Origin of the sequence: Methylophilus medardicus, from assembly GCF_006363955.1 — a bacterium.
GTDB classification, from domain to species: domain Bacteria; phylum Pseudomonadota; class Gammaproteobacteria; order Burkholderiales; family Methylophilaceae; genus Methylophilus; species Methylophilus medardensis.
This window is the reverse complement of record NZ_CP040948.1, coordinates 1,406,254-1,428,858: the sequence shown is the minus strand read 5'-3', so window position 1 is coordinate 1,428,858 and position 22,605 is coordinate 1,406,254. Positions and strand designations below refer to the sequence as shown.

Sequence of the window (22,605 nt, the reverse complement as noted above, 5' to 3'; positions counted from 1 at the left end):
CGCACGTGTGTGCCCACACGTTTAATTTTCCACATGAATGTTTTTTACGAAGAAGACGGTGGCTTCAAAGTGGCATCTATCATGTCTGAAGCAGACAGTAGCATGCAGGTTGAAGCCACCACAGGCAAGCGCAGCAAGATCAAAGCGGCCAATGTGTTAATGCGTTTTGACGGCAGTTTGTCGGGCTTTTTGGATGCAGCGCAAGCCGAAGCCGACGCCTTGGATACGGATTTTTTGTGGGAGTGTTGTGGTGAGCCTGAGTTTTCTTTCGAGACGCTCGCCGAGGACTATTATGGGGCAAAACCCACACGTCAGCAGGCGGCAGCGATTGCAATAAAATTGCATGCAGCACCGATGTATTTTTATCGAAAAGGCAAAGGGCATTACAAGGCCGCGCCTGAAGATACATTAAAAGCGGCGCTTGCCGGGCTGGAAAAAAAACGCCAGCAGGCAGAATGGTTGGCGCAGATGGTGACGCAGCTCAAGCAAGGGGCATTGCCCGAGGGCTTTTCTAGCAAACTGGATGCATTACTTTATGCCCCGGACAAAAACAGTGTGGAATGGAAAGCATTAGAGCAGGCCGCCACGGAGCTAAAACAGTTGCCGGTGCAACTCTTGCATGCTGTGGGGGCGATTCAGTCTATTCATGATTACCATTTGGGTGCTTTTTTACGCGAGTATTTTGCGCACGGCACTGCGTACCCTGACTTTTCAATGGCAGCGCTTCCGGATGATCTGCCGCGCGCCGCTGTGCAGGCTTTTAGTATTGATGACAGTACCACTACCGAAATCGATGATGCCTTATCGGTGACGCCGCTCGATAATGGGAATACGCAGGTGGGGATTCATATCGCGGCACCCGCGTTGGGGATCGCGCCACGTGAGGCGCTCGATCTCGAAGTGATGAAGCGGCTATCCACCGTGTATATGCCGGGCCACAAAATCACCATGTTGCCAGAACCTGCTATCCGCCCGTTTAGTTTAGATGCCGGTGAAGTGAAGCCTGCCCTGTCACTCTATCTCGAGGTGGCGCCCGACTTCACCATCGTGCGTCAGCACAGTTGTTTAGAGCGTGTGCAAATTGCAGAAAATTTGCGCCACGACACACTCGAACCCTTTTTTAATGAAACCACCCTTGCCCAAGACAGTGGTCACCCGTACTGGGCTGCACTGGTGTTTTTGTTTCGCTTGGCTGAAAGCTTGGAAAAAGCCCGCGGTAAATACGACCCGAGCCGACCACAGCCGATGGATTACAATTTTTATGTCGAGGATGGCAGGGTGCAGATTGTGAACCGCCAGCGCGGTTCGCCCATGGATAAGCTGGTTGCTGAGTTAATGATTGTGGCGAACAGTCAGTGGGGTTTGTTGCTGGCCGAACATGATGTGCCGGGGATTTATCGTGCGCAAAATGGTGGAAAAGTCTACATGACCACCAAGGCTGAAGGCCATCAAGGGTTGGGCGTCGCCCAATATGCCTGGTGTACCTCGCCATTACGCCGTGCTGTCGACTTAATCAACCAACGTCAGTTGATCAGTGTGCTGACGCTGCAACCGCCGGTGTACGCTGCCAACAGCGATGAAATCGTCGGGCACATGCGCAATTTCGATCAAACCTATCAAGCCTACAACGAGTTCCAAACGCGGATGGAGCGCTACTGGTGTCTGCAATACTTATTGCAAGAACACATCAACGAAATTGAGGCCACGGTGTGGCGCGAAAACTTGGTTCGGCTAGAAAACTTACCTTACATGACCAAAGTGCATAGCCTACCAGCGATCAAGCCAGGCAGCCGCGTCCTTTTGGCCATTCAAAAGGTAGATACTTTGTTGATGGAGCTAGAATGCAAGTTTGTGCGCTTGATTGAAGAGACGGTGCCACTGGAAGTCGACAGTGAAGCCGCGCCCGCAGATGTGGCTGAGAGTGCGTAATGTTTAAGTTTAATCGCAAAATTCACAAAGCAGTGTCTGACTTTGAGATGGTCGAGGTGACTGAAACCGATGGCGTGCGTTCGATGCATTTAGGTTCACCCACGATACAGAGCAGCATGAAAGTCAAAGATCCTTTTGCGTTAGTGTTGGCGTATTCATGGGGCGCGATGAGTAGCCTGCTATTCAAGCCCAATGCCAGCAAACTGGTACTGGTTGGTTTGGGCGGTGGCAGTATCGCCAAATATGTCTGGAAATACTGCCCACAGATCAAGCAAACGGTGATCGAACTCAATCCGCAGGTGATTCAAGTGGCACGCAGTCATTTTCATTTGCCTGAAGATGATGCGCAGTTGCAAGTCGTCGAGGGCGATGGCATCGCCTACATCCAGCAACACCCGGGTGCTTGCGATTGGCTAATGATGGACGCCTTTGGCAGCAATGGCTTGCCGCCAGACTTTTGTACGCAATCCTTTTTTGATGATTGTGCTGAGGCTCTGAGCCCGGACGGCTTGTTTACGATTAACCTGTGGGGATCGGACAAAAAGTTTGATATTTACATGCAGCGCATGGAGCAAACCTTTGATCAGCGTGTGCTGATGATGCCTACTGGCAAACCTGGCAATATTATTGTGTTTTGCTTCAAATCAGCGCTGCCCATGCCTGATCTGATGACCTTACGCAAACGTGCGCAAGCAGCGATGCAAAGCCACGATATTCAATTTATGGACCTGATAGACCGCCTGCAAGGCGCGAATCCTAACAACGGTAAGGAGTTCACCCTCGGTGGCTAATTTTATGAATCAATACTTTGCGACCTGCCCGCGCGGCTTGGAAGCTATTCTCCTCGAAGAACTGAAACAGGCCAACGCACGTGATATCAAAGTCACTGATGGTGGCGCCAGTTTCAGCGGCGAGTTATCTGTGTGCTATCACGCCAACATGCATTCACGCGTGGCCACACGTATTTTGATGCAAGTGGGGCGCGGCAAATACCTGAATGAAGATGACATTTTTCAGGGCGCACTCAAAATCAATTGGCCTAATTGGTTTGATGTCAAACACAGCATGATGGTGAAAGTCACCGCGGTGCGTAGCCCGCTAAAAAGCCTAGAATTCATTACTTTGCGCGTTAAAGATGCGATTTGTGATCGCTTTCGTCAAAGCGTGGGGAGTCGCCCAAATATTGATACCCGCGAGCCAGACGTTCGCGTGCATGTTTATTTAAACGCTGATAGTTATCAACTGTATGTGGACACTTCAGGTGACCCGCTGTATCAGCGCGGTAATCGTAAAAATAGTATCGAAGCGCCTTTGCGTGAAAACTTGGCCGCCGGTATTTTGCGCTTGAGTGGTTGGCAACCAGGCCAAGCCTTGCTTGACCCGATGTGCGGTAGCGGCACGTTTTTGCTTGAAGCGGTGATGATTGCCCTGAATATTGCACCGGGTTTAAACCGCCATTTTGGTTTTGAAAAACTCAAAAACTTTGAGTCTGATACGCTTAAAAAGGTGCGTAATGCAGCGGTTAAAGCCGTCAAGCCGACCAGCTTTCAAGGCATTTATGGCTCAGACATGGATTTACGTGCGGTACGCGTGGCCAAACAAAACCTAGAGATGGCTGGTTGGCTGGAGGCCGTGCAATTGTCACATTGGGAGTTTACTAAAGTGTCGCCACCCGCTGAAACAGGCGTGTTGGTCGCCAATCCGCCTTATGGTGTGCGCATTGGCGAAGAGGATACTTTGGCCGAGCTCTATCCACAAATGGCTGCTGCGCTGAAACAGAAATTTTCTGGTTGGAACACCTATTTTCTGACCAGTGATTTGCGCATGCCCAAGCTGATGCGCTTAAGCCCCAGCAAAAAAACCTTGTTGTATAACGGCCCACTAGAATGCCGTTTGTTTGAAATTAAAATGGTGGCAGGCAGTAACCGTAAACAAGTCCCATAATGTCCCCCTGCGCCAATCTGCTAGCCATCAGGCGGAGGGCGCATTCAAGTATGCAGTGCAATCTTCAATACATCCGGGCGCAAGGTCAGGCGCCCGGCGCTTGTATCAAATGTTAATCATTGTTTTATCTCAACCACTTACACAAATTTTAGTATAAATTAAAGTAACAAATATTATCGCAGTATCTGTTCGCCAGCCTGTACTGAGTGATTCGTGACCTATCACGCTGACTCACCGCAGTTCACCAAGAAGAATCAAGGAAGAGGCTATGATGGATGCTTTTTTGAGTTTGTTGGTACCCAGTGACTTCATGCCTCACGGCCATTGCTATTTATGGACGCCCGTGCTGCTGTGGATGTATGTCGTCTCCGACACGGTCATTGCGATTTCTTATTACACCATTCCAATTGCCTTACTTTACCTAGTTAAAAAACGTGCTGACCTCGAATTTAACTGGGTGTTCGTCATGTTTTCACTGTTCATCTTTGCTTGTGGAACCACCCATCTGATTGGGATATTAACGATTTGGCATCCAGCTTATTGGCTGGATGCAACGATGAAAAGCGTGACAGCGGTGGCCTCAGGGATTACCGCAATCATGTTATGGCGTTTGATGCCGGTCGCCTTAACCATTACCAGTAACAAGCAGTTGAGAACCACCATCGCCAGGCTAGAATCTGAAGTGCAGAAACGCATGGAGGCAGAGCGTGCCTTGGCCACTTTAAATTCAAATCTTGAACATCTGGTCAGAGAACGTACTGAAGATTTGAGTAATATCAACAGTGACTTGCTGCAAGAGATCGAACAAAGAAAACGTACCGAACTAGAATTGTTTAATCAAAAACAATTGGCAATTGTGACGCTGGAGTCGATCGGTGATGCGGTCATTACGACCAATATGCAGTCCGAGGTGACCTATCTGAACCCAGTGGCAGAAAAGATGACTGGCTGGAGCAAATCTGAGGCGCAGGGACGACCAATCCTAGAAGTGTTCAGAATTTTGAATGAAAGCACGCGTAAGCTGGCAGCGAATCCGGTAGATGTGGTGTTGGCGCACAACAAAGTATGTGGGCTGGCTAACCATACCTTGCTGATTGCCAAATCTGGGGTTGAATACGCGATTGAGGATTCTGCCGCGCCGATTCGCGATCCCAATGGCGCTATTTTAGGCGTGGTGCTGGTGTTTCATGACGTGAGTGATGCTCGTCAAATGGCGCAAAAAATGACCTACCTGGCCGAGCATGATTACCTGACCGATTTACCGAATCGATTGTTGCTCACAGACCGCATCACCCAAGCGATCAGTGCAGCTCAAAGAAGACAATCAAAACTGGCCATTCTATTTTGTGACATAGATCATTTTAAACGGGTGAATGATACCTTGGGCCATGAAGTCGGCGATCAACTGCTCAAGGTTTTATGCCAGCGGCTACAACTCTGTATTCGGGCCTCGGACACACTCAGTCGCTTGGGTGGTGACGAGTTTGTGGTGTTGTTGCCTGAGTTAAATGATGATGCCGTGCCTGCCGAAATTGCCCAAAAAATACTCACAGTGCTGAAGGATCCGGTCAATATCGCTGGTCACGAACTGTTTATTACTGCCAGTATTGGGATTGCGGTTTATCCTGATGATGGTCAGAGTGAGGATGTGTTGACTCGGCATGCAGATGCAGCGATGTATCATGCCAAAAATTCAGGCAGAAACAATTACCAGTTTTTTACCCATGAAATGAGTGAACGCGTTGCGGCCCAGCTTATGTTAGAAAACAGCTTGCAAAAAGCGATTTCAAACAATGAGTTACATTTGTTTTATCAGCCCAAGGTAAGCATCAACACTGGCAAAATCATTGGCGCTGAGGCGCTTATTCGCTGGATGCATCCGCAGTGGGGCATGATGATGCCAGATCGGTTTATCAAAGTTGCTGAGGAATCTGGCTTGATAAAGGGTATTGGTCTTTGGGTATTGCGCGAAGCGTGTACGCAAAATAAAAAATGGCAGGCGGCAGGCTTGCCTGAGATTCCGATTGCGATTAATGTTTCGGTGGTGGAGTTACACCATGCGAATTTTATGCAAGAGGTCGTTAAAGTCTTGTTGCAAACAGGTCTGCACCCACATCATCTAGAACTTGAAGTGACTGAAAGCGTTGCCATTCAAAGTGAGGTTACGGTGATTCAAGATCTGAATAAGCTTAAAGAGATGGGCGTCAGACTGTCGGTGGATGATTTTGGCACTGGCTATTCCAGCCTGTCGTATCTCAAGCTGTTGCCTGTGAATACCATTAAAATCGACAAGAGTTTTATTCGTGATATACAAGTGGATGCCAATGATGCTGCCATCGTCAATGCGATTATTAAAATGTCGCAGAGTCTGGGATTAACTGTCATCGCCGAGGGCGTAGAGACCGAAGCACAGCTCGCGTTCTTGAAATCGCATAACTGTGATGAAATGCAAGGCTATTTGTTCAGCCGGCCTTTGCCTGCAGATGAATTTGCCGCCTTACTTGCAACACAATAAACTTTTACTTCTCATCATGTTATTCAACCATTTTTTATGACAGAACAACAAAACGTTCCTACTGACTCCTTGCTGGCTTTGCGTCAGCGTATCAATGCATTTGTAGAGGCGCGCGACTGGGCGCAGTTTCACTCGCCGAAAAACTTGGCGATGGCGATGATTGTTGAGGCGGCAGAAGTGGTGGAGCATTTTCAATGGATGACAGAAGCCGATAGTCGCGCTTTGGATGCCGATACACGTGTACAGGTTGGACAGGAACTGGCTGATACCTTTGTTTATTTGCTGCGCATCGCCGAGGTGTGTGGCATTGATTTAATCGCCGCCACGCATGACAAAATCAGCTTAAATGCGCAAAAGTATCCGGTGGAGCAATGCAAAGGCAGTAACGCAAAATATACAGCCTACCAATCCAACGCTTCAGATGATTAAAGTCAATCCTTTGCAAGGACCCAGCCATGACGACTGACCTTCATTCAGCGGTTACCGAATTACTCTCGCAACAGCACATTGCCTATCAAGTCATTGAGATTCCGCTCAGTGAGGACCAAAAACCAATTCGCAGTCTTGAAATGCTGCTGTCCGGGCAGGGGGTTGATCCGCAATCGGTGGTTCGCAGCGTGGTCTTTAAAGCTGAAACCAGTGGTTTTTGTCTGTTGGCTGTGGCTGGGAGCGGCAGGGCTGACTGGGCATTGTTGCGTAGTCATCTCAATGAACGCAAATGCCGCATGGCAGCGCAAGATGAAGTGCTGGCAGCCACCGGCTATCAGGTGGGCGCTGTGCCGCCGATCGCGTTGCCTGAGGGTCTACAGGTATTAGTCGATGAGAGTGTCTCGCAGTATGACACCGTCGTCATTGGCAGCGGTGTGCTTGGCTTTGCTCTTTCACTCCGCGGTGTAGATTTAATGCAGTTGCTCAGTGACAAAGCGCAAGGGCACTTCGTTAAAGCCCCAGAGTAGGTGACAGTTAAGCACTCGCATTCGCATTGAGGCTGGTAATCAAGCGTTCAAACTTTGCTTTATCGCTGCCACGAATCAACCATTTTTTTAATCCTTTGTGCCAGCTGGCGCCTGCTTGCTTGAGCGCTTCTTTGTGTGGATGCGTATTGCCGGTGAGTGCATAGCCCTTGTCATGCACTTCGAGGCCTAAACCAAGTGCTGAAATGGCAGTTTCATGGTTGGATGCATGGCTGTCGGCTTGGCTGATGACTGAAGTGCTCGCGACTATTGCATCTTGAAATGATTTTAATTCCCACAATTTGGCGCGAATGTGCATGCAGACCGGTTTGGTCGCCGCCAGCCAATTTTTGTCTGCGCGGTTCGCTTCATATTGCCTAGGCAGTATGCCCATTAAGTCTGTAGGGAGTCTCAAATCTGTTACATGGTCGGGAATCATAATGAAACATCGTTCAACACCAAGGCGGCCAATAAATAATCCTAATTCAAAGATGACATTATCCCGGACCACTGGATTCTGCTGACCCTGCATCATGCTGAGGTCGCCCTCACTAAATACAAACACACCAAAATCCGAATTTCGTAGCGAATTGATTAACATGTCAATGGTCGAGCCTGCGATTTGAAACACGCCATTGCGCCACACGGTGCATTCTGCCTCACGGGTAAGATTTGCATGTAATGCATTTGCAATATCCAAGCCTTCGCGTGATGCGCCAATAAATACCTTCGGTTTCATGACAATTCTCCATATAGGGTTGAGTTATTATCATAACTTAACATATGTTGTCATGGCAAAACGGGCGAGCAAACCAAAGCAAAAGCCCGGCGTAAACCGGGCTGTTAAAAAAGCATGAAACTGCGCTTGATGGCGTCGTGAAGGCGCCTTAATGAATTGCCTCAACCGCCTGAGTCGATGGATGCAGGATTCACGTTATTCGCTAAATCCTCGGTGATCGCTGATGGGTCGCTGGCAGCATCAGTACTCATCAAGCCGGTCAATCCAAGGCTATTGTCATCAGCGGTATCACCCTCGCCAAACAATAACGATGCGTTGCTTAATTGAAATTGGCGTAATTGTTGCATCAGGCCCTGAGCGGTATATGTTTGCGGCAAGTTACCTGCGCCGCTTAAGGTGACCTGCGCACTAGCGGATGCAGGGGGTTGTTGGCCTGCCGCAGAAGGGCTGTCATCTGGCGCGGCGAGTGCTGTGCCGTTTGCTGACGATGTTTGGGCCTCGGTATTGTAGGCTTTGTTCAAAAGCGCCGACACGTTCGTTTGAATATTGGAAATCGCCATGGTGCTATCCCGATAAATGCAATCCTGTTAGATTACTGCGGATGGTGTTGCCGTCATTGCCACAACAAACTTTAAAAAATCATTTATTTCGACGTTTATATCGCCGTTAACCTTGGGTTTTTGCTGAGATTCTGCCGCTGCCAAGGCCGATTTATGGTAAGGTTTCAGCCTTGTTCGAAACGAATTTTTTGTTTGGCTTTACATGACCACAGTCCGCTATTGCATCAACGGTAAACTGGTAAACGGCATTGCACCGACCAACCGTGGATTTGCCTACGGCGATGGCATTTTCAGAACCATGCGCTTGATCAACGGTGCCTTGCAGGACTGGCCACTGCATTATCAGACGCTGGTCGCCGATTGCGGAAAAATTCAAATCGTCTGCCCCTCGGCCGAGTTAATACTGCAAGAATTCAAGCATTTGATGGCCTCGGTTGAAGACCCGACTTTCACTTCTGCTATTGTCAAAATCATTATCACTCGCGGTGACGGCGCGCGTGGCTATGCGCCACCGGCCATTTGCGAGCCTAGTCGTGTGCTCATCCTCAGTGATTTGCCGGTGTATCCGCCAGACATCTATCGCCAAGGGGTGGCTTTATACAGCTGCCAGACCCGGCTCGCGGCACAACCTTTGCTAGCAGGGATCAAACACCTGAATCGCCTTGAAAATGTGCTGGCACGTGCCGAGCAGAAAGACCCCAGATTTTTTGATGGCTTACTGCGTGATTACGACGATCATGTGATTGAAGCCGTCAGTGGCAATCTGTTTGTCTGTAAAGCGGGGGAAATCATGACGCCCACTTTGGAGCGTTGCGGGGTGGCCGGAGTGATGCGGCAAAAGGTGCTTGATTGGTACAAGACGCATGCACAGGCGGTGGTATCCAAGGACTTGGTGATGGGCGATCTATTCACGGCGGATGGGGTGGTGATCGTCAATAGTGTGTATGGGGTGCTGCAAGTGACGCAGATTGACGATCAGGCGATTGCCAATAACGACTGGGCCCAGCAACTGCGGTCAGATTTAGCGTATGTTATCCATTAAGCAGTGGCTGAAGTATGGGCTGGCGCTCCTGTGTGCCGGCATATTCGCGCTTGTTATCTGGCTCGTTATCTTTATGATACGTCCGCTACCCATGGCCTCAGAAACCATCGGCTTGCAGATTCCCGCTGGCGCAAGTGTGCGTGGCATTGCAGACCAACTGGTCGCTGCAGGCGTGCTCACTGAGCCCTATAGTTTTCTGCTGGTGGTCAAACTCAGCGGTGGTGGCAGCCAATTGCAGGCCGGCAACTACGCGTTGAATACCCCTTTGCAGGTGTTGTCGTTAATCGACATCCTCAAGCACGGTACGTTTGATCAATTTAAATTACAGTTAATCGAGGGCAAAACCTTTGCCGTTTTTCGGCAAAAATTAGCCCAGATGCCAGGGATACGGCATGACGCAGCGATGTTGTCAGCCAGCGAGTTGATGCGCACGCTCAGTGGTCAAGATATGCATCCGGAAGGTTGGTTTTTTCCGGATACTTATTTTTTGGATTCGCAGAGCAGCGAGCTTGCGCTCTATAAGCGCGCCTATCAAAAAATGCTGCAGCACTTATCAGCTGCTTGGCAGACGCGTGAAGCCGGTTTACCCTATCGCTCGATGTATGAAGCCCTGATCATGGCGTCGATTGTTGAAAAAGAAACCGGCGTGGAAGAAGAGCGGCCGCAAATTGCGGGGGTATTCATCAATCGCTTGCGTAAAGGCATGCGTTTGCAGACCGACCCGACCGTGATTTATGGCATGGGCGCGCGCTATCGTGGCAATATTACAAAAAAAGATTTGGCTACGGACACCCCATACAACACTTATACGCGCAGTGGCTTGCCGCCGACGCCGATTGCCTTGCCTGGCTTGGCTTCGATTCAAGCGGCCTTGCATCCAGCCAAGACGCAAGCGTTGTATTTTGTGGCCAATGGGCAGGGCAGGCATATTTTTACTAGCTCACTTGCGGCCCATAATCAGGCAGTACGTGCCTATCAATTAAAAAAACATTAAACCAATAATCGACAGATGGGATACCTAGAATAATGGCGGGCTTGTTTATTACGCTGGAGGGCATGGATGGTGCGGGGAAAAGTACGCATATTCCGACCATTCTGCAAATACTGGCCCAAGGCGGCAGAGAGGTGGTGTCTACCCGCGAACCAGGGGGCACGCCTTTGGGGGAAGAACTGCGCGCACTGTTACTGCACCGTGAAATGCACGTAGAAACCGAATCGCTGCTCATGTTTGCTGCCCGCGCTGAGCATCTGCAACAAGTGATATTGCCAGCCTTGCAACGCGATGCCATTGTGGTGTCAGACCGTTTCACTGATGCGTCTTATGCTTATCAGTGTGGGGCACGTGGCCTGCCTTTAGCCAAGATGCAGCAACTCGAACAATGGGTGCAAGGTGAATTACAGCCTGATATTACGCTGTTATTTGATGTGCCGGTCGAGGTGAGTCTTGAGCGCTTGGCGGGGGCGCGGACTCCTGATAAGTTTGAAGCGCAGGGCGCAGAATTTTTTGCACGCTTGCGCGCACAATATCTGGCGCGGGCGGCGCAATTCCCAGAGCGATTTCGCGTGATTGATGCACATCGCACGCTGGATGAAGTGAAGAAGTCAGTTGAAGAAGTCATTTTATCTCTATGATTAATAAACTTTATCCTTGGCAAGACGCGCTGTTTCACCAATGGATGCAAGCGGGTGAAACAAGGCATCACGCTTTGCTGTTATACGGAAAAGCCGGCATCGGAAAACTCAATTTTGCCCAAACCATGGCTGCCGGATTGCTCTGTTTGCAACCTCAGCACGGCTTTGCTTGTGGTGCATGCCAGTCCTGTCATTGGTTGTCAGAGGGCGCGCATCCGGACTTTAAAGAAATCACGCCCGAAGATGATGACAGCACGGAAGGTAGCAAAAAGAAAACACGCAAGCGGCAACAAATTTTGATCGATCAGATTCGTGTCTTAAATGATTATCTATCGCTCAGCGCGCATCGCGTGCAGGGCATGCGAGTGGTGTTGATTCATCCGCTAGAGGCCATGAACGTGGCGGCCTCAAATGCATTACTCAAGCTCCTTGAAGAGCCTCCGCAACGAACACAGTTTCTGCTGGTCTCACACCAGCGTCAGGCTTTGTTACCGACTGTGTTGAGCCGCTGTATGCAGGTTGAAATGCCCGTGCCCAGCCGTGAGCAGGGCTTGCAATGGTTGCAAACGCAAGCCGTGCCTGATGCGGAGTGGTTGTGGTTCTACAGTGGCGGTGCGCCGACAGCGGTGCAACAAGAGGGTGTCGATTTATATGGTTGGTTTCAGCAATGCCGGCCGCATCTGATCGGCGGCGCTAAGATGGATGTGGCTCTGGCAGTGTCAGTGTTGATCAAGCAGGGAATGGAGCAAGCAATTCAGGCCTTGCAAAAGTGGTTGTTAGATCTTTGGCTGTCCTGTCATCAGCAGCCTTTACGCTATCATCCAGCGGACGTTGCGGGATTGCAGGGCTTGGCCGCGCAGGTAAATTTGTCGCGCTTGCTGGCGTTTCAACAACAGCTAAATCGTTTTAAAATGACCGCACAGCACCCACTCAACCAAGAGCTGCAACTGGAGCAGTTATTATTGCAATATAAAAAAATGTTTGGCTAGTGGATGCGAATAGCGAATAGATTCAAATAGCTAGCGCATTTAAATATTCTGGAGCTCATACAATGACTGACACGCTACCGCCTGCTGCCGCGAAACCTGGCGTTTTATCTTTGGCCATCCGCGAAAAAGCTGCTTTGTTTGCAGCTTACATGCCATTTGTTAAGGGCGGCGGCTTGTTTATCCCCACCAGCAAGCCCTTTAAAATGGGTGAAGAGATTTTTATGCTGCTCACACTGCTCAATGACCCGAACAAATTGAAAGTGGTCGGTAAAGTCATCTGGATTACGCCACAAGCAGCCAACAATAAACCGCAAGGGATCGGCATTCAGTTTACCGATAAAGATGGCGGGGCTGAGGCAAAAAAACGCATTGAGACGATCCTTGGCGCCGCGCTTAAGTCCAGCCGACCTTCGAATACCATTTAGCATATGAACGTTTTTAGAGAGTGACATGTTAGTCGATTCCCACTGCCACCTGAATTTTCCCGAGCTGATCCAAAACATGGATCAGGTGCTCGATCATATGCAAAATCAGGAGGTTGGCCATGCGCTTTGCGTCTCAGTCACGCTGGATAAGTTTCCTGAGGTACTCGCCATTGCTGAGCAATATCCAAATATTTTTGCTTCAGTGGGCGTGCATCCAGATTATGAAGACATCCAAGAGCCGACGCTTGAGGCGTTGATTCGATTGGCTGATCATCCCCGCGTCATTGCCATCGGTGAAACCGGGCTGGATTATTTTCGGCTGACGGGGGACTTGGAGTGGCAGCGCGAGCGTTTCCGCATCCATATTCGCGCAGCTAAAGCGACAGGTAAGCCTCTGATCATTCATACGCGCAATGCCGCAGAAGACACCTTGCGCATTATGCAAGAAGAGGGGGCAGCAGAAGTGGGTGGTGTCATGCACTGCTTTACTGAAAGCTGGGAAGTGGCACAGGCGGCCATCGCCATGGGCTTTTATATCTCGTTTTCAGGGATTGTCACCTTCAAAAACGCACAAGCCTTAAAACAAGTCGCGCAATTAGTTCCATTAGATAAAGTATTGGTCGAAACAGATTCGCCTTATCTTGCACCGATTCCTTTTCGCGGTAAAACGAATCAACCTGGTTATGTACGGCATGTGGCCGAAGAGGTGGCGCGTTTGCGTGATATCCCCCTGCAAACACTGATAGACGCCACTACCGCCAATTTTTTTACATTATTCAAGCACGCCACGCCATGCAATTAACCATGCTAGGGGTGGGCTCTAGTGCCGGTACGCCTGCGGTAGGCTGCACATGCGCCACTTGCAGCTCTGACAACCCTCGCAACAAGCGCACGCGTTGCTCCAGCATGGTGACCCTGGATGATGGCCGTGTCATATTGATTGATACCACGCCCGATCTAAGACAGCAGGCGCTACGTGAGCAAATGCGCCGGGTTGACGCTGTGTTGTACACCCACACCCACGCCGACCATTTGCATGGTATTGATGATCTACGTGCTTTCTGTCAAATCAATCGCTGCCAGATTCCAATCTACAGCTACGCAGAGGCTATTCGCCACATTCAAGAAAAGTTTGGCTACACCATCCGCGAGCCGATTCCGCAATTTTGGGATTTGCCGGTATTGGCCGCGCATGTGGTTGACGCGCCATTTGAAGCAGCCGGGCAAACGGTGACGCCCATCCCAGTCATGCATGGCAAGATTCGGATTCATGCTTACCGTATCGGCAACTTGGTGTATATGACCGACGTGTCGGAAATCCCGGAAACCTCTTATCCTTTACTGCAAAATGTCGATTTGCTTCTAATTGATTGTCTGCGTGAAAAGCCGCATCCTACCCACGTCAGTGTTGAAGAATCGCTCGGCCTGATCGCGCTTATAGGCGCTAGACGCAATGTGTTAATACACATGACACATGAGCTCGAATATCATGCCTTACAGGCACGCATGCCCGCCAATGTGCAAGTTGGATATGATGGCATGAAACTAGATTTCTAAACGATGTTCAAAGCATCAACAAGGCGGTCGGTTGGCGCCAGTGGTCAACCTAGCGCGCTGATAAAGCGTTATACTGGCGAAAAATAATTAATCACTTTGATTTTGGATAACAGGAATTAAACATGAAGTTATACGCAAACATTTCAGCTGCAATGATCGCAACCTCGATACTATTTGCGACGACCGCTGCCTTCGCTGGTAAAACTTATGATGAAAACGAATTTATCAGCGGTTTTAGCGGCAAGTCGAAAAAACTGGTGATTGAGAAACTGGGCCAACCGTTTAAAAAGCAACAATCTGTCAAGCCAAGCAATGCCAACACAATGATAGGCAACATGGGCAAGCAACAAGATAACTCCAAGCCGGTGCAAGTTGAGATGTGGTACTACAAAAATTTGGTCAAATACGACAGCAAAAACACCTACAAAGAAACGGAAGTGACCTTTGTGAACGACCGCGTCATGAATATTGGTTTTTTTAATAATCGCTAAGCAATCGTAAGTTGCTACACAAAAAAGCAAAGCCTGAGGTTACCGGGCTTTTTTTCACTTCCACGGTTTACTAGACACCGTTATAGTTTAATTAAACTGAACGGAGTCAATGATGACAAGAGAGCGATTTGCAGAAGAGTTTAAAGCTGAGGCAGTACGCCAGTTAGTTGAACGTGGCTTTTCACTATGAATACCAATGACCTGCTTTTGATTTTAGGCAGCAACATGCAGCGCTTTTTGCACTTGAAACTTGAAACCGCCCTCTATTGAATTTGCACATTAAATTTAATCTCAAAAAACGGGTTGCCTGTGCCAGTGTTGGCGGCCATGGCGCCCGTGGTTTTAAAGCGCAGATGCCTAACTGCGCTATCATAACTGCCATTGGGTACATAGGTCCAAGTGGCTCCACCATCATTAGAAAAATCCACACAATCGGTTAAATTACCCAGCGCGGTGAATGGGCAGGTGATGCCGCTGGAGGGCGAGCCATTAGTGAACTGATAAGGCGCCCCACCGCTCACATTGCCAGTAAATAAAGTGCCGTTTACGGGTATAGGGTCGGTGATGACAATGCTGTTGTTGTCCACCGTGCCATTGCCAGAGTTTGTGATGCGGATGGTATATTCCACCACTGCGCCAGGAATCATTTTGGGGTTGGTAGTGCCGTTGACTGGGTCATTGAGCACTGTCACGGTTTTTAGGTTGGTCATCAAGGGCGTAGTGATAGTGACAGTGATGATTTGATCATCAATATTATAATAGTTAGCTTGGTTAAGCGGAGTGTTAGGCAGAGAGGGAATGCGAATTAAGCCATTGGTCGCACCGATTGTGCTAGTTGAAGCATCTCTTGCAAAAACACGTATAGTCCAATTGCCTGATACAAGCCCGCTAGCAGGGATAGTGTAGGCGTTACTATTGGTCCATAAGCTATCATTAGCGGTCGTGTCACCATTGGTCGCGTTATTGTAAAGAATAATCCCACTGGCCACTAAGGTGCCTGCCGCATCATAAATGTTGGCAGTGACCGGATTGCCGCTTGCGGTGGGTTGTGCATTAACTTGGGCAGTGATCGAAATAACCGACCCCGTGGTAAAACTTCCGCTAGTCGGGTTAGTGATATTGCCCCCAAAACCTTCTGCCACGCCCAAAGTAGCGTTGACCACTGACCATTCCACATCATCTACACTAAACCAAGTTTTATCATTGGTATCCCCGTTATAAGTGATACGAACAGTGACTGTTTGCCCAGCAAAAGCACTTAAAGACGTGCTAGCACTAAACCAATTGTCTGTACCGCAAGTGACGGTCATGCCAGCAGTGTGTACTAAGTTGGTACCACAATCAAAACCGTTATAAAAACGATACCCCGGCGTGGTGGCGGTAGCTAGGCCTGCGCCAAAGTTTGCGCTGTTGGGGGCTGCAGCATAGGCTGCAATGGTTGAAGTAGGACCTACAACATTCCGCGTAGTCGTGCCAATAATCTGTACGTTCAATGTATCAAAACTATTAGCATCCCACCCTTGCGGCTTCCAGCGCAAGCTAAAATTTCCTGCCGAGCTTGCGGGAATGGTTACCGTTTTGTTAAGTACTACATTGCCTGCAGCGGAAACATTAGTGCGCAAACCCATTAAGTAAGAAAACTGCCCACTAAAAGCATTGCCGTTGGCGTTTACGGTGGAAGGTCCTGCAATTGCGGCAGGAGAGGCTGTGACTGAAACTGTTTCATTAGGGCGGATTTGCCCATCTAAACTCGCATTGGAGGTGGTTCTTGTCCACCCTAATGGCGTGGTGTTGCCTGTGCTGCCAATTTCAAAATTACCGTTAATCGGCACTTGCGGATTGGTGGGTTTACTACCATTAGCGGTGATGTCAAAATACAGATAATAAGTCGTCGGCCCAGCATCTTGTAAAATAAACCGTACTTCACCACGGCTATCGCCTGTGGCATTAGTGGCCCCTGCAAATACCGCATCGGTAAATTCTTGGTTAGTGGACAAAGTGCCTGTCGATCGCACCACACGCGGTGAGTTAACATCAAAGGTACCACTCACACCTAAGCTGCTGAGTAAGCTGGCAAAATCCACATCGACTTTAATTGTACTATTGACAGGTGTGCCCGATGGGATGTTAATTGGCACGCGATAATGCCAATCGGGGGTGGTGTTTACTGCATTTTGATCCCACCATGTGGGTGTACGCAAATTAGCGTAAGCGAGCGGCAAACTTTTTAACAAGATGATGAATAACAACAATAATGCGGTTACACGCCGATAAATCAAGGTGTTATTTTTTTGCATTTTGTGCCCCGGTAATTTCAATCACCACCCGGCGGTTAGGGGATAAGCAGTCAATCAGTTTATCTACTGCATTACGGGTAGCATCTTTTAGCACCACATAGCCTTTGGCAGTGGCCACCACACCTTTAGGCAATGGGCAATCGGTTTTTACTGGTTGGCCATCACCAAAGCCAAAGTTTTCTAATTTTTCTTTAGCCACGCCTAAAGAAACCAAATAGCGTTGCACCGCATCTGCACGTTTAACGCTTAAATCATAGTTAAAGTCTTTATCTTTAGTGGAGTTCATTTTATCGGCATGCCCCACAATGGTGATATGTTCAACATCGTTCATTTGTTTTAAAGTGACGGCAATTTCGGCAAGTTTTTGCTTACCTTGCTCGGTTAGCCCATCTAAATCGGTTTGCCCAAACTCAAACAGCATGTCAGTAGATAAGCTAATTTTTTGTTTGTTATCGGCATCTGCGGGCGGGGCTTCTGCTGGGGCAAGCGCAAGCGCTGGCATAGGTGTGGGCTCGGCAACCGCAGCAGGTAGGGCAGCGCGCTTATTCAGGCCTAAAGTATCTTGGTCAAATTTAGCGCGTATCGCAAAATAAACGCCCTTGGCTTGATACTCTGCGCCAGTAAAATCACTGTCTCTAAAGCCCTGCCAGTTATAACCCAGCGCCACCCATGTGTTATCAAATACGTTATAACCAATGGATGCACCTAAGCTCTCTGCTTTGGTACCGCTATTGTGCGAATGCAATAAAGAGGCATGTGCGCCAACATCCCATTTTTCGTTAAGGTTATAACGTGCTTCTGCGCCCATTAAATCAGTATAGCCAGAATAGGTTTTGCTATCGATTTTATCAAAAACATATTTAGCGCCATATTGCAAGGCGATTTGCAAATCTGTGTTCACGCGCCAATTAAAATTACTATTGTTAATCAATTTTTTAGCGTTGCTATTTAAAGTAGGATTTTGTGTGCTGTCATCAACAAAATCTAAACGGTTAAGCCATGCCCAATGGTTGTCTAAAGGCCTAGCCGCATAAGAAAGCCTTGCGTCTAGTTTGCGTGTGCGGCTATCTAAGCGATCTGCCAATTGATAGCTCACCCCGGCCGCTAACACACGCCCATTGCCCAAATTGCGCTGTGCGCCCAAGCGCAAGTTGCGGCTATCGCCGACATCCGCATTGCGCCATTCAACACGACCATTGGCGCTCCAATCGCCTTGGCTATAATTCGCCCCCATGCTCATAGCGGTGCTATCACCATTGATGCTGCCAGAGCTGAATGGCACATTGCTGTTTAAAGGCGTGGTGTTGGCTTTAAGGGTTTGCACGCGGTCAACCGCCACATCTGCCATCCATTGTGGGTTAATTTGCCATTTTTGTGATAAGCCTAGGCTGGCAAACAAACGATTGGCATCTAAGTTGTTTTGGTTGCCCAAACTGCTCAAAAGCTCGCCCCCTGTCCAAGGTTTTAAGCGCATGCCAATGCGGGTGGTGTCGGCAGAAACTGATTGGCCTCGGGCGATTTCTTGCTCAGCAAACAAAATGCTTTTTGCGTTTAAATTATAATCAATGCCAAACAAAGCTCGGTTGGGGAAATCAGAAGCACCGTTTAAGCCTAGCTCCGTGGTGGCGCGCATGTTAAGACGGCTATCCAATAAACGGTAATTAATGCCGCCCAGTGCTTGCTGGCTTTCTAAGGTTTCGCCCGTGCTGATTTGGTCTTTTGCCATGCGCAAGCCATAAAATGCATTGCCTTGCGTGTTAATTTTTTGTTCAACACGTGCATCTAACACCTCACGTTTGGCGTCAGTTTCTGTTGCTTTTTGTTGATAAACTTGGCCTTGCACTTGAATATCCGGGTTGATTTGATAACGTGCATCCACCCCCATTTTGCGCGTGCCGTTTTCTGTGTTGGCTTGTTGCCCCAAGCCAAAGCCGCTCTCTTGCTCGCGCACATAGGCTTTCGCATCTAGCTTGCTATCGTTGTGCATGGCTTCCACTTTCCAAGCTTGCCCTTGGTGGTGTTTATCCAGCAATTGGCGGTTTGAGTTGGCAAACTCAGCCACCAGCTTGCTGTTTTTGCCTAGCTGCACGCTAGCATCCATGCCTTGCAAATCGGCATTTGCCCCCAGATTGCCCTCATGCACGGCGGTTGTGCCAATTTCGACATTGCTAAGCGGTCTCACATAAGCACGCCCGCCTGCGGTGGTTTGCTCATTGCGGTTGTCTTGCGATTCGTATTCTGCCACGATATAAATGGGGTTGAGGCGCTCATCACGACTCATGACCGGGGCGCGGAAGAATAAAGTCCCTATTTGGTAATCAATTTCATAATCTAAAAAGCGGCTTAAGCTTTTGCTTTCAATCACCACTTCGGGGTGAAAGCGGTCGCGCGTTTCAATGCGGATTTTATCGCTGTTTTCTAAAATCTCACCGCTAGATAACCGATACACGCCAGAAGTGCCATTGCCGAGCTGTTCATCGCGTTTATAGGCTTGTGCGGTGCGGGTGGCAAAGGCTTTGAAGCCAAATTTTTCACCGTTAAACTCTGATTTCAAACCGTTAACCGTGCGGCTATAACGTGAAAACTCAGTCACCATCAGCCCAGTTTCATAATCACCAAACATGGCATAAAACTGTTTGCGCTCTAGCTTGACATAAAGCTTGCGGGCGCTGGCGGCATCAAAGCGGGGCTGGGTGGCGTCGGCATAAAGTGTGTAATAACGGTTAGGGTCTATCATTTGTTGCAAATTGGCTTGCGCGCCCACATTGGCGCGTTTCTTCGAGGTGTCATAAGCAATGGTCAATAAGGTATCGCCTTTAATGCTGCCTTTGGCATAAAAGGCGATTTTATCCTTATCAAACAATTGTTTATCGATATCAGCTTCTTTCAACGCTTGCGTGTTGCCTGAGAGCGTTTTATGCCCAAACGTGCCTTCAGCAAAGCCCACCAGCACCCAATCTCGTTGCCCCGGGATAAGCCAAGCGCGAATCTGATTGCCCTGATTAACGTTCGAGCGAGTGTTTTGCTTGGCAAAGCTATTATCTGCAAAGTTAAAGTTAAGCACCACCTCGCCCGATTGCGTGGTGGGCGCAAGCTGAATAAATGCAATACCTTCGTTGCTCACTTCATAGCGTGGCTTGTTCTCCAAATTGCCTGCCAAAGGCTCTTTGCCAATGCCGCCAAGCTGGTTTTGTGCTTGATAAGGCGCATTGAGTATAAACTCACCATTTAAGCCGCCACGCACCAATTGGTTGTTTTTATCATAAAGGCGCACCGCAACCACGGGGTTGGTTTTGCCATCAGCCACTAAGGTGGATTTTTCAGGTACCAGCTCAGCACGGCTAGGGCCGAGTGAATAATAAACATCACGGCTTTCTTGCAATACTACTTTGCCATCTGGGTCGGTTATAGTGACCTGCAATAAGTTTTTGCCTTCATGAATCGAGAGCCCTGTCCAAGTAGATAAAGCAACTTGGTTGCTTGGGTTAACTTGCATGCCGTTATAACGGATGGCATCAGGCGTTTCGCCATTGACTTTGATTTGTACGCGTTGCTGCGCAAAGTGCTTAACTGCAAATTTAATGGTAGGAATCGCAGGCACAAATCCTGTTTGTGGGTGTAACCATTCTGCAGCGGCTTCGGTTTTACTCAGCCAATCGGCATCAAAAGGCAGGCGCTCAATCACGGTGATGCCTTTTTCATCCAAGCCAATTGCTTTGACGCTTAAAGGAGAAGCAGGGGAGGGGGCCGTTGGCGAGCTGGCAGTGCCGATAGACGCCCCCGCTTTGGCTTGCACATAAAAATCCGCGTTCCACAAAGTGCCACCACGTACGTTAACAAATTGAGAATAAGTTCTGCCCGCAAAGCGGCTGTTTTTCTCACAAGCAATGGGTTCATATTGTTGATTTAACGAATCAATATCTAATTGCACTACATGGGTGCCAGGATTGATATTATCGGCATGCCAATTGCCATTATTATCAGTGGTGATATAAGTACCATCCTCTAACAAAACACGCGCATTTGGCAGCCCTTTAGGTTTTTTGGCATCGCAAGCGCCTACCAGCACGCGCCCCATTAAAATCGACTTGCTACGCATTAAATCTTCTTTCACCAGCATGCTGGCACGGCCAACGTTCGATTGATGGCTGACCGCATAAGCAATATTCTCCAACTTGCCCAAAGGTGTGCCAGCGGCTACTTCTGCCACATAACGAAAATTAAGCGTGGCGCTGGTGGCAATGTTGCCCACATTAAAGCGCAACGTGCGGCCATCATTGCCCAAAGTAACTTCTAGCGCGTTGCCACCCTGCAAACGGGCAGACCCTGCTTGATAGCGAAAACCTAAGGGGAGCCTATCTTCAATGACCACGCCTCTTGCGCTGCTTTTGCCCACGTTTTTCACACTGATGCTAAACGGCACAAAATCGCCGATGCTTAACACGGTTTTTTCAGCCGTTTTAATTACTTGTAAATCGCCAACGACAGGGTCTAAAGGCACATCAATGCGCACCGCAGGGCCAGGGTTAAGCGGAAAACTCCCACCGTAAGAAGCGCCATTGCCCAATGGGCCCAACACCAAAAAGCCCGCAGGCAAGTTGGCTATCGGCACGGTGGAGCTAAATACATAATCATCTGGTGGGGTGATTTGCAAGCGATACAGCCCAGGTGGCACCAAGGGGAAGCGATAACCGCCTCCCACCATGACAGGGTCACAAACGGTCGTACTGCCAGAACTCACGGGTTGCGGCAGGGGCGTAACGCCATCATCACACACCACATTGGCGGGCAAATTAGTGGCTGTGTCAATCAACGTAAGCACGGCGCCGTTCACCGCCTGCCCAGTGCCAGAATCAAACACAATGCCATAAGGGTCCACCAAGGCACTGTTGCTGACGGTGGTAACAGCGTCTAACGAGTCGGTATAAATCGCGGTGATTTTTTTATTTGCCTGCACGCCTAATTGGCAACTGCTGTTAGAGGCTTGGCGCACAGATTGGATATACCCCACAAACACCCCAGTAGAGACGCCGGTTTCTTTTAGCGTCAGCGTTTCGGTATCTAAGCTATCACTCACCACCATTATGCTGATGGTTTCTTGCACGGCGGGGTTTTGGTTTTGGTCATAATCAGTCACGCGCACAAAAATGGGGTCGCCTACTTTGTATTCCTTAGCGGGGGCAAGTTGCAATGTGCTGGGCACGCTTAAAGTGGCTGCAGGCGGCTGATGCACTTGTGGAGCGGGCAAAGCACCGCCGCCGCATTGCGTACTTTCCACCACTTGCGGTTCGCCAGATGCGCCGCTACGGAAATACTGCAACAACTCAATGGTGGCAGGGGTTCTGCTGGCGGTGACAAAACTAGTGCTCCCTGTCACCGTGATGGGAGGGGTAGTGCTATCGCCGTTAAAGCTAGCCGTGGCAGTGTTCACCACCGTGGTGTTAGGCGGCGTGGCCGCCCAAAGTGCACTGGTGAATAGTGCGAGCAAACTCAAGCCCAAACGTTGGGTCATGTGCCTAGGGAAAGCAAATG

At 49.2% G+C, this 22,605-nt stretch carries 18 protein-coding genes; 14 read left to right on the top strand and 4 right to left on the bottom strand.

Features of this window, described 5'->3' with window-relative positions; translation table 11 throughout:
- Positions 1 to 33: 33 nt before the first annotated feature.
- The 6 genes from FIT99_RS06930 to FIT99_RS06905 all read left to right on the top strand — a co-directional run bounded on the left by FIT99_RS06930 (position 34) and on the right by FIT99_RS06905 (position 7,344).
- Complete coding sequence (locus tag FIT99_RS06930; protein ID WP_140003613.1) at positions 34 to 1,929, top strand: ribonuclease catalytic domain-containing protein; 1,896 nt, start codon at positions 34 to 36, stop codon at positions 1,927 to 1,929.
- The gene (locus tag FIT99_RS06925; protein ID WP_140003612.1) at positions 1,929 to 2,720 is read left to right on the top strand and encodes a polyamine aminopropyltransferase; all 792 of its coding nucleotides are present in this window, start codon (positions 1,929 to 1,931) and stop codon (positions 2,718 to 2,720) included. Before FIT99_RS06930 ends, FIT99_RS06925 begins: the two co-directional genes overlap by 1 nt.
- 4 nt (positions 2,721 to 2,724) lie before the next feature.
- The gene (locus tag FIT99_RS06920) at positions 2,725 to 3,873 is read left to right on the top strand and encodes a THUMP domain-containing class I SAM-dependent RNA methyltransferase (RefSeq protein ID WP_140003611.1); all 1,149 of its coding nucleotides are present in this window, start codon (positions 2,725 to 2,727) and stop codon (positions 3,871 to 3,873) included.
- Positions 3,874 to 4,141: 268 nt separating this feature from the next.
- On the top strand, positions 4,142 to 6,388 hold the full coding sequence (locus FIT99_RS06915) for a putative bifunctional diguanylate cyclase/phosphodiesterase (protein ID WP_223261137.1): 2,247 nt from the start codon (positions 4,142 to 4,144) through the stop codon (positions 6,386 to 6,388).
- Between the two features lie 36 nt (positions 6,389 to 6,424).
- Positions 6,425 to 6,817, top strand: coding sequence for a nucleotide pyrophosphohydrolase (locus tag FIT99_RS06910; RefSeq protein WP_140003610.1), 393 nt, complete (start codon positions 6,425 to 6,427; stop codon positions 6,815 to 6,817).
- Positions 6,818 to 6,843: 26 nt separating this feature from the next.
- Positions 6,844 to 7,344 (top strand): aminoacyl-tRNA deacylase, encoded by a 501-nt coding sequence (locus tag FIT99_RS06905; protein ID WP_140003609.1) that lies wholly within the window; start codon positions 6,844 to 6,846, stop codon positions 7,342 to 7,344.
- A 7-nt stretch (positions 7,345 to 7,351) separates the two neighbouring features.
- Here the strand turns inward: FIT99_RS06905 and FIT99_RS06900 are convergent, their stop codons facing one another.
- Both FIT99_RS06900 and FIT99_RS06895 read right to left on the bottom strand, forming a co-directional pair.
- A complete protein-coding gene (locus tag FIT99_RS06900; protein ID WP_140003608.1) occupies positions 7,352 to 8,080 on the bottom strand; it encodes a nucleotide-binding protein in 729 nt (242 codons plus the stop codon).
- 161 nt (positions 8,081 to 8,241) lie between these two features.
- Positions 8,242 to 8,640, bottom strand: a complete 399-nt coding sequence (locus FIT99_RS06895; protein ID WP_140003607.1) for a hypothetical protein — start codon at positions 8,638 to 8,640, stop codon at positions 8,242 to 8,244.
- A 202-nt stretch (positions 8,641 to 8,842) separates the two neighbouring features.
- On the opposite strand from FIT99_RS06895, the gene pabC reads away from it, so the two are divergent.
- The 8 genes from pabC to FIT99_RS06855 all read left to right on the top strand — a co-directional run bounded on the left by pabC (position 8,843) and on the right by FIT99_RS06855 (position 14,776).
- A complete protein-coding gene (gene pabC / locus FIT99_RS06890) occupies positions 8,843 to 9,682 on the top strand; it encodes an aminodeoxychorismate lyase (protein ID WP_140003606.1) in 840 nt (279 codons plus the stop codon).
- Entirely contained in the window at positions 9,669 to 10,676 is a 1,008-nt protein-coding gene (gene mltG / locus FIT99_RS06885; RefSeq protein ID WP_140003605.1) for an endolytic transglycosylase MltG, read from the top strand. Before pabC ends, mltG begins: the two co-directional genes overlap by 14 nt.
- Before the next feature lie 32 nt (positions 10,677 to 10,708).
- Positions 10,709 to 11,314, top strand: coding sequence for a dTMP kinase (tmk, locus tag FIT99_RS06880; protein ID WP_140003604.1), 606 nt, complete (start codon positions 10,709 to 10,711; stop codon positions 11,312 to 11,314).
- On the top strand, positions 11,311 to 12,303 hold the full coding sequence (holB, locus tag FIT99_RS06875; RefSeq protein ID WP_140003603.1) for a DNA polymerase III subunit delta': 993 nt from the start codon (positions 11,311 to 11,313) through the stop codon (positions 12,301 to 12,303). Before tmk ends, holB begins: the two co-directional genes overlap by 4 nt.
- A gap of 62 nt (positions 12,304 to 12,365) precedes the next feature.
- Positions 12,366 to 12,728 (top strand): PilZ domain-containing protein, encoded by a 363-nt coding sequence (locus tag FIT99_RS06870; protein WP_140003602.1) that lies wholly within the window; start codon positions 12,366 to 12,368, stop codon positions 12,726 to 12,728.
- Between the two features lie 25 nt (positions 12,729 to 12,753).
- A complete protein-coding gene (locus tag FIT99_RS06865; RefSeq protein WP_140003601.1) occupies positions 12,754 to 13,530 on the top strand; it encodes a TatD family hydrolase in 777 nt (258 codons plus the stop codon).
- Positions 13,521 to 14,285: an MBL fold metallo-hydrolase gene (locus tag FIT99_RS06860; protein ID WP_140003600.1), complete on the top strand. Its 765-nt coding sequence runs from the start codon at positions 13,521 to 13,523 to the stop codon at positions 14,283 to 14,285. Before FIT99_RS06865 ends, FIT99_RS06860 begins: the two co-directional genes overlap by 10 nt.
- Before the next feature lie 152 nt (positions 14,286 to 14,437).
- Positions 14,438 to 14,776 (top strand): DUF2845 domain-containing protein, encoded by a 339-nt coding sequence (locus FIT99_RS06855; RefSeq protein WP_140004681.1) that lies wholly within the window; start codon positions 14,438 to 14,440, stop codon positions 14,774 to 14,776.
- Between the two features lie 263 nt (positions 14,777 to 15,039).
- On the opposite strand, the gene FIT99_RS06850 is transcribed toward FIT99_RS06855, so the two are convergent.
- Positions 15,040 to 17,073, bottom strand: coding sequence for a hypothetical protein (locus FIT99_RS06850; RefSeq protein WP_140003599.1), 2,034 nt, complete (start codon positions 17,071 to 17,073; stop codon positions 15,040 to 15,042).
- Positions 17,060 to 22,585 carry an OmpA family protein gene (locus FIT99_RS06845; RefSeq protein ID WP_140003598.1) on the bottom strand — a complete coding sequence of 1,842 codons (5,526 nt, stop codon included), beginning with the start codon at positions 22,583 to 22,585 and terminating at the stop codon, positions 17,060 to 17,062. The genes FIT99_RS06850 and FIT99_RS06845 overlap by 14 nt, the downstream gene beginning before the upstream one ends.
- Positions 22,586 to 22,605: the final 20 nt, after the last annotated feature.

Coding starts and splice junctions, on each gene's coding strand:
- FIT99_RS06845 (WP_140003598.1), bottom strand. CDS start 22,585: ATGACCCAACGTTTGGGCTTGAGTTTGCTCGCACTATTCACCAGTGCA.
- mltG (WP_140003605.1), top strand. CDS start 9,669: ATGTTATCCATTAAGCAGTGGCTGAAGTATGGGCTGGCGCTCCTGTGT.
- tmk (WP_140003604.1), top strand. CDS start 10,709: ATGGCGGGCTTGTTTATTACGCTGGAGGGCATGGATGGTGCGGGGAAA.
- FIT99_RS06930 (WP_140003613.1), top strand. CDS start 34: ATGAATGTTTTTTACGAAGAAGACGGTGGCTTCAAAGTGGCATCTATC.
- FIT99_RS06920 (WP_140003611.1), top strand. CDS start 2,725: ATGAATCAATACTTTGCGACCTGCCCGCGCGGCTTGGAAGCTATTCTC.
- FIT99_RS06895 (WP_140003607.1), bottom strand. CDS start 8,640: ATGGCGATTTCCAATATTCAAACGAACGTGTCGGCGCTTTTGAACAAA.
- pabC (WP_140003606.1), top strand. CDS start 8,843: ATGACCACAGTCCGCTATTGCATCAACGGTAAACTGGTAAACGGCATT.
- FIT99_RS06855 (WP_140004681.1), top strand. CDS start 14,438: ATGATCGCAACCTCGATACTATTTGCGACGACCGCTGCCTTCGCTGGT.
- FIT99_RS06860 (WP_140003600.1), top strand. CDS start 13,521: ATGCAATTAACCATGCTAGGGGTGGGCTCTAGTGCCGGTACGCCTGCG.
- FIT99_RS06865 (WP_140003601.1), top strand. CDS start 12,754: ATGTTAGTCGATTCCCACTGCCACCTGAATTTTCCCGAGCTGATCCAA.
- FIT99_RS06910 (WP_140003610.1), top strand. CDS start 6,425: ATGACAGAACAACAAAACGTTCCTACTGACTCCTTGCTGGCTTTGCGT.
- FIT99_RS06905 (WP_140003609.1), top strand. CDS start 6,844: ATGACGACTGACCTTCATTCAGCGGTTACCGAATTACTCTCGCAACAG.
- FIT99_RS06870 (WP_140003602.1), top strand. CDS start 12,366: ATGACTGACACGCTACCGCCTGCTGCCGCGAAACCTGGCGTTTTATCT.
- FIT99_RS06900 (WP_140003608.1), bottom strand. CDS start 8,080: ATGAAACCGAAGGTATTTATTGGCGCATCACGCGAAGGCTTGGATATT.
- holB (WP_140003603.1), top strand. CDS start 11,311: ATGATTAATAAACTTTATCCTTGGCAAGACGCGCTGTTTCACCAATGG.
- FIT99_RS06850 (WP_140003599.1), bottom strand. CDS start 17,073: ATGCAAAAAAATAACACCTTGATTTATCGGCGTGTAACCGCATTATTG.
- FIT99_RS06925 (WP_140003612.1), top strand. CDS start 1,929: ATGTTTAAGTTTAATCGCAAAATTCACAAAGCAGTGTCTGACTTTGAG.
- FIT99_RS06915 (WP_223261137.1), top strand. CDS start 4,142: ATGATGGATGCTTTTTTGAGTTTGTTGGTACCCAGTGACTTCATGCCT.